This is a genomic window from Pseudomonas fluorescens (assembly GCF_902497895.1).
Taxonomy (GTDB): Bacteria; Pseudomonadota; Gammaproteobacteria; order Pseudomonadales; family Pseudomonadaceae; genus Aquipseudomonas; species Aquipseudomonas fluorescens_BP.
Window position 1 is genome coordinate 1 of sequence record NZ_CABVHQ010000128.1, and the last position, 5,630, is coordinate 5,630.

Here is a 5,630-nt window from a genome sequence, read left to right on the forward strand (position 1 = left end):
GCGAAGCACCCCTGAAACCAGTCACCGCGATCTTGAATTAATAAGCAGTGACCGGTTTTTACGACTGCTTCGCAGTCGAACGGGGCGATGCGGCGTTCCACCAAGCCCCCTCGCCACACAAGCCCGCTCCCACATTGGTTGCGGGGGTTACTTGGGGTAACTGGCGCGCTTCATCTCACGTTCGGTGGAGGTTTGTGCGGCGGCGAGCGCTTGATCGACTGACATCTGCCCGGTAAGCGCAGCCGAAAACAACTTCCCTACGGATGTGCCTATCGCCTGGAACTCAGGAATGGTTACGTACTGAATGCCAACGTAAGGAACAGGCTTGATCGAAGGGTGTGCAGGGTCGGCATGCTGCATCATCTGCAAGGTCACTTGTGCGAAAGGCGCGGCCTGCAGATAGGCCTCGTTGTAGGTGGATTGCCGAGTGCCTGGCGGCACATTGGCAATGCCCTCTTTTTCAGCGACAAGTTGAATGTATTCTTTCGAAGTGGCCCAGGTGATGAAGGCCTTTGCGGTCTCTTTATGCCTGGAGGTTGCCGGTATCGCCAGCGACCACGCATACAGCCATGACGAACCTTTGTCGGTGGCTTGCGTCGGGGCCGGGGCAAAGCCCACGCTGTCGACAACCTTGCTCTGCTCTTTGTCTGTGGTGAACGAACCCGCGACGCTGGCATCCACCCAGATCGCGCATTTGCCACTGTTAAACAGCGCCAGGGTTTCATTGAAGCCATTGCTCGACACGCCTGGAGGCCCAAACTTCTTGAGGGTATCCACGTAGAAGTGCACTGCTGCAGTCCACTCCGGACTGGAAAGCTCCGGCTGCCACTGTTCATCGAACCAACGGGCACCAAAGGCATTTGCCATGGTGCTCAGTAGAGCAATGTTCTCGCCCCACCCAGCCTTGCCCCGCAGGCACATTCCGTACTGACCTTTATCAGGCTGGTGGAGTCTGGACGCAAACTCGCCAAGCTGGGTCCAGGTCGGATGCTCCGGCATGGTCAGCCCGGCGTCCTTGAACAGATCGGTGCGGTAATAGGTGATCGTGCTTTCGCCATAGAAAGGCAACGCGTAGAGCCTGTTGTTGACCGACAAGCCTTGGCGTACTGAAGGAAAGATGTCTTCCAGGTCGTACTCCGGTGGCAGCCCCGTGATGGGCTCAAGCCAATTCTTGGCGCCCCAAAGCGGAGTTTCGTAGGTGCCAATGGTCAGTACGTCGAATTGGCCACCCTGAGTGGCGATATCGGTGGTCAGGCGCTGACGCAGGACGTTTTCTTCCAGTACCACCCAATTGAGCTTCACATCAGGATGCTGCTGTTCAAAAATTTTCGAGAGCCGCTGCATCCGGATCATGTCGCCATTGTTCACAGTGGCAATGGTCACTGTCTCGGCGGCTTGACTGACGAGGGCGAAGGATAGGCCAGCGGAAAGGAAAAGCGCTTGTGGGATCTTCATCATAGTGCTCTCCGCTCCGCGCCTTGAACGACGGGAGCTATTATTTTTGTTGTTAACCACCGCTGAGCAATTACAACTGAGCAGCAATGGTGGACGGCTTGATTACAGCACCTTGGAAAAGCCCGGACAAACGCACAGAGGACGCTCATCCGATACTTTTTTAACCGAGCACCCTCCGATCAAAAAAGTATCAGTGCCAGGCAATACATGAACTAGCAGGTACCCACCATGAAGGCGTATGTTGGGCGCATACGAACAACAAATAACAATGAAAGGGGCATGCCATGCCTGATAGCCGAGCAGCACTGTTCGAACAGCGACCCGCGGAACTTGAGGTTATCCTTCCTGAGCCCGATCATTGCTTTCGCTGGTATGAACACGACTACCCCTACTCCCTGGCTCGCTGGAACCATCACCCTGAATTTGAAATTCACCTGATCCGCCAAGGCAGCGGCAAGCTCGTTGCGGGCGATTACATAGGCGCGTTCGGCGCGGGTCATGTTGCGCTCATCGGCCCTGATCTTCCCCATGACTGGATAGGCGATCTGAGGCCTGGTGAATACCTGGCGGGGCGCGATGTGGTGCTGCAGTTTGATGGTGCCGCTATTTTGGCCTTGCGCGGCACGCTGCCTGAGCTGGGCGAGCTGCAACATCTTTTTGAACGTGCGCGCCGCGGCCTGGAATTCACGGGTGCAACTGCTGTGCATGCTGCACGGCTGCTGGAAGACATCGGCCCCGCGCAAGGGCTCGAGCGCCTGATTCTGTTTCTGCAATTGATCAATGCGCTGATGAAAGCACCACCGCAGGAGGTCCACTTGCTCGCCAGCGCTTGCTACGCGCCAACGCTGGACGCTCGCAGTTCCGAGCGAATCAACAAGGCATTTGACTATCTGTTGACTGAGCTCACAGGCGACGTTCGCCTGTCGGTTATTGCTCAGCGCCTGGAAATGAGCGAGCCCGGTTTTTCGCGCTTCTTCAAAAGGGTGACCGGCCACGGTTTCATCGATCTGATGCGCAAGCTCAGGGTTCAGCGCGCCTGCAGGCTGTTGTTGCAAACCGAGATGTCGGTGGCTGATATCTGCTTTGAGGTGGGCTATGAAAACCTGTCTAACTTCAACCGGCACTTCCGTATCGAAATGGAACAGACGCCAAGCGAATATCGTCGCGGTACGGCGATGACATTGTTCAACCGCAACGGTGCTCATCAATCCCTGCCCTTCAGTAATGCCCATTGAGTGAGTGATGCCTGGTCGACTCCGATCAATGAGCAGCCTCTCCAAAAAAACAGAGGAAATGACCATGCTATTGCCTCGCGCAGTCGTATTTGGCGAAGCACTGACCGACCTTGTCCAGGGCCTTCCCGGGCAGTGGAAAGGTTATCCAGGCGGTGCGCCCTGGAACGTTGCACGAGCGCTGAGTCGCTTGGGCGTCAGCAGCGCCTTCGCAGGATCGGTGAGTACAGATTCACTGGGCGACGAGATCGTTCGGCAGTCGGAGACGGCGGGCCTGCATGGAGGATTTTTCCAACGGGTAGATCGAGACCCCCTGGTCGCCATCGTCCCCTCGAGCCGCCCGCCAAGGTATTTTTTTGCCGGCGATGCTGACCTGTTTTTTGATCCGGACCTGTTGCCGCAAGGCTGGATCGACCAGGCAGAAGTCTGTCATTTCAGCTGCATCAGCCTGGCCCGCCAGCCACTTGCAGACAGGCTGGTCAAACTGGCTCGGCAAGCAAAAGGGCAAGGTCAACGGATTAGCTATGATCCGAACTGGCGCAATTTGATGGACAGCCATTATCGGGAGCAAACCTTCCCGACGATGAGCGCCCTCGCCGACATGATCAAGCTTTCGGACGAAGACCTTCGGCACATTTATCCAGGGCTCACCGAAAGCCAGGCAATGTACGAGCTTCGCGCGCTCAATCCACAGGCGCAGATCCTGTTCACTCGAGGTGAACACGGGATGGTTCTCCACACGCCCGACAACCAATACCAGCAGCCGGCTATCGCTGTGGACGTCGCAGATACGGTAGGAGCAGGCGACGCGTGCATGGCCGGTTGGCTGGCTGCGGATTTGCTGGGCATCGCCGACCTGAAGGAGCGCCTGCGTTTTTCAGCTGCTTGCGCCTCCTTGTCGTGCCGTCATGCCGGAGCCCATGCACCCGCGTTGGCCGAGGTGAAGGATCTACTTGGCACCTTTCGCGGTGTCTGACGGAACGGAGTCGATGCTGACATGGTGAAACGTATGTCGACTCATTTGTTGTGTGGTTTGGATGGGCGTTCGCCTCGGCGCTGATCGAAGATGGCGCCACCCTGCGAATGGGCATTGGTGCCATACCCGACGCGGATAAAATACCTTAAAAGTATCAAGCGATACTTGCTCGATATTAGACCACCTAAACCTTAGAGAGGAAACTGCCTTTAATCACAACAATACCCAAAGAGCATAATCATGCACAATGCCTGCGAAAACATTCCTAGCGTTTCCCCGTCTACCTTCAGCACCTTAATGGGGTAACGAATATGCAGCCCAACTCTTCCTGGATCGTCCTTTCCATCACCGGTTTCTACATGCTCAGCCTCGCGCTGATCAGCTTCGGTGTTCGTCGGCATTCTCGTAGCGCCAATAATTACACCACAGGCGGCGGGCACTTCCCTGCGTTCTTGATCGGTTTTCTGATGCTGTCGGAATTCATTGGCACAGCTGTCAGTATCGGTACCGCTCAGACTGGTTTCAAAACCGGAATCTCTGCCGCCTGGAATCTTTTCGCGCTGGCGTTGGGCTTTGTGTTGTTCGCTTGGCTGCTGGCGCGTAAATACAAAGATCTGGGCGACAACACCATCTCCGGTGTACTGGCGCGCAACTACGGGCAAAGAACCCGCTTTGCCACGTCGATCATCACCATCTTCGCCCTGGAAATCGTCGCGGTTTCGATCTATGCCAGCGGCGGTGCGGTGCTGGCCAGCGTGCTGCAAGTGGATCGCACGTTGGCGATCATTATTGTGGGTGTGGTGTCAGTGATGTACGTCAGCATCGGCGGCATGCGCTCAGTCATCTACACCAACTTCGTACATGCCAGCCTCAAATACCTGGGTGTCGGGTTAGCGCTGTGGTTCGGCCTGAAACAGGTCGGAGGGATCAGCGCGCTGCAGACTCAATTACCGCCAAGCATGTTCGACTGGACCGCCATCGGCTGGGGTCAAATCATCGCCTGGATGATTGCCGGTATCGGCTCGATCTTCTCCACCCAGTACGTGATTCAGGCGGTGAACACCGTCAGCGACGCGGGAAAAGCGCAACGCGCATGCTTCTATTGCGCAATCCTGATGATCCCGTTCGGGATAGGTGCTGCATTGATCGGCATGTGCAGCGCGGCATTGTTTCCGCAAGTCGATTCACTGCAAGCCTTCCCCCGCCTGATCGCGAGCATGGACCAGTTGACCGCGGGCCTGGTGGTCGCAGGTTTGGCAGGCTCGCTGTTCGGGACCATCTCGGCAGTCAGTATGGGTTCGGCCACTTTGTTGCTGCGCGACTTCTACGAGCCATGGTTCAACCCGGAAAAAAGTGACGCGAAATCCCTGCGTTTTGTCCGCCTGGCCACCATCGCTGTCGGCCTGCTGCCCATCGCGCTTGCCCTGACCTCCGACAAAGTGCTGATGATCGCCTTCCTCGGCAAAGCCCTGCGCGCCTCTCTGGCAGTGCTGGTGCTGATGGTGTTCTACGCACCGAAATTCGGCACCGCGACAGCCGCGTTTCTGAGCATCATTGCCTCCCTGGTGGCGACCGTCGGCTGGTTTCTGGCAGGCAATCCGTGGGGCATCGACAATGCCTACATCGCTCTTTTCACGCCGCTGGTGATCATGAGCATCAGCCACGTTACCCGACGCGGTACACCGCTCGAGCCGGTTGGGCCGGTAGTTGTAGAAGGGTTGAAACAACAGGGTGCCTGACCTGAACAAAAACGCCGCTCAGTGAGCGCAATGCTGTTCACTTAAGCTCGGGTTTCAGGCACACACACAGGCGTAGCGAGGGGGCGGTGGATCAAGAGCCGGTCGGCTTGTATTTTGTTGATTGGGTACATATCCGTTGCTGCGGTCACGGCGACTCAGGGTTCCGCCCTTACGGCGGGTCACTTGGAAAAGCCCCAAGTAACCAAGGGCTCTTGCCCCTTTCGTTCG

At 56.8% G+C, this 5,630-nt stretch carries 4 protein-coding genes; 3 read left to right on the forward strand and 1 reads right to left on the reverse strand.

Going from position 1 to position 5,630, the window contains the following annotated elements; translation table 11 throughout:
* Window positions 1-147: 147 nt before the first annotated feature.
* The gene (locus F8N21_RS29770) at window positions 148-1,455 is read right to left on the reverse strand and encodes an ABC transporter substrate-binding protein (RefSeq protein ID WP_150645528.1); all 1,308 of its coding nucleotides are present in this window, start codon (window positions 1,453-1,455) and stop codon (window positions 148-150) included.
* A gap of 284 nt (window positions 1,456-1,739) precedes the next feature.
* On the opposite strand from F8N21_RS29770, the gene F8N21_RS29775 reads away from it, so the two are divergent.
* The 3 genes from F8N21_RS29775 (at window position 1,740) to F8N21_RS29785 (ending at window position 5,402) form a co-directional block, all read left to right on the forward strand.
* Complete coding sequence (locus F8N21_RS29775; RefSeq protein ID WP_150645526.1) at window positions 1,740-2,690, forward strand: AraC family transcriptional regulator; 951 nt, start codon at window positions 1,740-1,742, stop codon at window positions 2,688-2,690.
* A gap of 64 nt (window positions 2,691-2,754) precedes the next feature.
* Window positions 2,755-3,663, forward strand: a complete 909-nt coding sequence (locus F8N21_RS29780; RefSeq protein ID WP_150645529.1) for a carbohydrate kinase family protein — start codon at window positions 2,755-2,757, stop codon at window positions 3,661-3,663.
* Between the two features lie 311 nt (window positions 3,664-3,974).
* Window positions 3,975-5,402 carry a sodium:solute symporter family protein gene (locus F8N21_RS29785; protein ID WP_150645527.1) on the forward strand — a complete coding sequence of 476 codons (1,428 nt, stop codon included), beginning with the start codon at window positions 3,975-3,977 and terminating at the stop codon, window positions 5,400-5,402.
* The last annotated feature ends 228 nt before the right edge of the window (window positions 5,403-5,630 follow it).

Excerpts from the sequence above, each read along its gene's own strand:
- F8N21_RS29770 (WP_150645528.1), bottom strand. The coding sequence starts at position 1,455 with ATGAAGATCCCACAAGCGCTTTTCCTTTCCGCTGGCCTATCCTTCGCC.
- F8N21_RS29775 (WP_150645526.1), top strand. The coding sequence starts at position 1,740 with ATGCCTGATAGCCGAGCAGCACTGTTCGAACAGCGACCCGCGGAACTT.
- F8N21_RS29780 (WP_150645529.1), top strand. The coding sequence starts at position 2,755 with ATGCTATTGCCTCGCGCAGTCGTATTTGGCGAAGCACTGACCGACCTT.
- F8N21_RS29785 (WP_150645527.1), top strand. The coding sequence starts at position 3,975 with ATGCAGCCCAACTCTTCCTGGATCGTCCTTTCCATCACCGGTTTCTAC.